At 36.1% G+C, this 2981-nt stretch carries 3 protein-coding genes; all 3 read right to left on the reverse strand.

The genetic code is table 11. The annotated features are described in order from the left end of the window. Positions 1 to 63: 63 nt before the first annotated feature. Complete coding sequence (locus tag RQ763_RS11120; protein ID WP_314153040.1) at positions 64 to 1797, reverse strand: GspE/PulE family protein; 1734 nt, start codon at positions 1795 to 1797, stop codon at positions 64 to 66. A 10-nt stretch (positions 1798 to 1807) separates the two neighbouring features. Next, positions 1808 to 2353, reverse strand: a complete 546-nt coding sequence (locus RQ763_RS11125) for a hypothetical protein (RefSeq protein ID WP_314153041.1) — start codon at positions 2351 to 2353, stop codon at positions 1808 to 1810. Continuing rightward, positions 2350 to 2981, reverse strand: a 632-nt coding sequence (locus tag RQ763_RS11130) for a CDC27 family protein (protein ID WP_314153042.1), incomplete at its 5' end; no start/stop codon positions are given. The genes RQ763_RS11125 and RQ763_RS11130, both read right to left, overlap by 4 nt.

Consider the following 2981-nt stretch of genomic DNA (forward strand, 5'->3'; position numbering starts at 1 on the left):
CGGCGTACATTCCAATCTGTTCTTTTTTACCCTTGGAGAGGATAGTTGCTACAAAGTATTTCATTATTTTGCCACCCTTAAAATTTCTTCTAAACTTGTGACACCTTCAAGAGCCTTGTTTATGCCATTTTCAAACAATCCGACGAATCCGTCTTCAACTGCTTGGGCATGTAGAGCCTCCATAGATGCACCTTTTGCAATTAGAGATGACATTTTTTCATTAACAACTAAAACCTCACAAATCATCTCTCTTCCCATGTATCCTGTTCCGTTACACTCTTTACAGCCAGCCCCATTATAAAATTTAGCATTTTCAGGAACTAGATGTCTTATCTCTTCTATGGCTGCCGCTGAAATCTTCTCCTCCGTTTTACAATTTTTACATATTTTTCTTACAAGTCTTTGAGCTTGTATTGCAACTAAAGAACCACTGATAAGATAAGAAGGCACACCCATGTCTACCATACGCGTAACTGCGCTTATAGAGTCATTTGTATGAAGTGTCGATATTACCAAGTGTCCCGTTAGTGCAGCTTTAATGGCTATTTCCAAAGTCTCGGAGTCACGAATTTCACCAATCATAATCTTATCGGGGTCTTGTCTTAAGATAGACCTAAGAGCCGCCGCAAAGGTTAATCCTACTTTTGGGTTTACTTGAACCTGCTGAATAAGGTTCATTCTATACTCTACAGGGTCTTCAACGGTAATCACTTTGTCTTCAACGTTTCTAAGCTCATTAAGTGCGCCGTAGAGTGTTGTTGTTTTACCGCTTCCCGTAGGACCTGTAACAAGAATAATGCCATAAGGCGTCTTTAGAGCTTTTATAAACTTATTGTAACTTTCGGTATCCATACCGGCTTCTTCAAGTTTGACAAGAGCTTTTTGCTTATCAAGAACCCTCATAACTATTGACTCACCGTAGAGTACTGGAAGTGTTGATATACGAAAGTCATACTCTTTAGCACCAACCAGTGTAGAGAAGCGACCGTCTTGAGGCTTTCTTTTTTCAGCTATATCAAGATTTGAAAGAAGTTTTAATCTTGATGCAAGAGGAGGATATATATCTTTTTCGAAAATAAATACCTCTATTAACTTTCCGTCTACCCTTGTTCGAACAACACAGTTTTTTTCTGTAGGCTCAATATGTACGTCACTCGCACGACTTTTAATACAAGAGCTTAGGATAACGTCAATCAGGAGTAAGATAGAAGAAGCTTCTTGCTGTTCATCTATAGAGTTTATGGAGTTTAGTTCATCTCTTATTTTTTTGACTAGCCCTTTTACGCTATCTTTTATCTCAACCTTAAAAAGATATGATTGAATCTGCTTTTTTGTGGCAACGGTAATTTTAATAGGTTTTGTAGGAAAGAGCCTTTGCACTGACTCATGGGCTTCAATGTCCAAAGGATCACAAAAAGCGACCGTGATGCTTAGTTCATCCTCAGATACCGGCAGCGCGTTATATTTTTTAAGCTGGGCAAGGGAAACTTTTTCAGTAAGCCTATAATCCATATCTATGGAGTCTAGATCAAGGAAAAGAAGATTCAGTTTTTGGGCAAGTTTAAGAAGAATATCTTTTTCTTGAATGTAGTCGTAATTGTCTATTATAGATAGATCATACTCGCCGCTTTGTATCTTCTCAACAATAAATCTGACCAGTCTATCCATAGTCATAAAGCCGGAAATAGTAATATCCCTAAGTATTAAATTACTATCAAGCCCTTTGGCAACAAGTCTGTCTACTTGACTCTTCATGATAGAGCCATTAGCTAGTAAATCAGATGTTATTCTATCCATAATGCCCCCTCTACCAATAAATATGTTTTTTAGTACTTATAGAGTTGTAAAACTCTTCAATAATCATTTTATCTATTTTACCATCTTTTAAAATATAAAGCTTATATTTTAAATTCTTATCATCTTCATCTTCAAAAATGTAAAACTCTCTTGGCTCGTGTTTCCCCTGTTTTGTATAAAAATCAAAGACTTTTGATAGTACATAGTCGGTTGTAGGCAAGTTTAGTGAGGATATGTCATAGTTGTCAAGCAAAGCATGATAAAGAAGTCTTTTTTGCATAAGTATAATTGAAAAATATGCTGCATTTGCACGTGACTCAGAGGTTAGCTTTAGTGTGGTAATGGGAACGGACAATCTATCTACATAATCAATATTAAGACAGGAGAACCCATATAAAGAGACAAACTCCTCATCTTTTGAGTATTTTGCAAAGTTATTAAAACCAATTGTGCAAGCCTCTTTGTAGTCTTTGTTTTGAAATAGCTCAAGCACTTCACGTTTTACATCGGCATATAGAATTATTGCTAAGAGAGTTGTTAGTAGTAGTAATTTCATTTAAATTTCCCTGATAAGATCTCATCTAAGAGTTGTCTAGCCTGTGATGAATCGGAGTGGTTTATATATTTTTTTAGTGTTTCAATCGCCATCTCTTTTTTGCCGAGCTTAACAAGTGATTTTGAAAAAATAATCCAACTTGCTTCTATGTCGTTGTTTAATTCGTTTGTTGCCAGAGCATAGTTGTATGCTTGTTCATAGTTTCCTAATTGATAATACTTTTTTGCGGCAAACAGACTTAAAGCAGGATTGTGGTTAACATTGAATCTTTTGATTACATGTTTAATGTCCTCTTCGTTATCTCTTCTTGTTATATCCATGGTGCTTGTGTTTGCTGCAGGTTTTTGCACTAGAGCAATAGACTCTTTTACCTCTTCAACAACAGGCAGGGATACCTCTTCTTTTTTATTCTCTTTTTTTATATTTTCGATGCTTTTTTCAATAGGTTTTTCAACTTTAGTTTCTACAGCAGCTGTTTTAACGCTATACTCTTTTTTGTATACCGGTGTCTCAGACTCAATTCTTTTTATGAAGTCTAGAGACGGCGATAGCTGAACTTTCTTCTCTCTCTCTGGAGCCATTGGCTCTTCTTCTTCTTCTTCTTTTTCATCTTCGGTCATAATGGCTG

The sequence above is a fragment of the Sulfurimonas sp. genome (assembly GCF_032250635.1).
In the GTDB taxonomy this organism is placed as follows: domain Bacteria; phylum Campylobacterota; class Campylobacteria; order Campylobacterales; family Sulfurimonadaceae; genus Sulfurimonas.

Excerpts from the sequence above, each read along its gene's own strand:
- RQ763_RS11120 (WP_314153040.1), bottom strand. The coding sequence starts at position 1,797 with ATGGATAGAATAACATCTGATTTACTAGCTAATGGCTCTATCATGAAG.
- RQ763_RS11125 (WP_314153041.1), bottom strand. The coding sequence starts at position 2,353 with ATGAAATTACTACTACTAACAACTCTCTTAGCAATAATTCTATATGCC.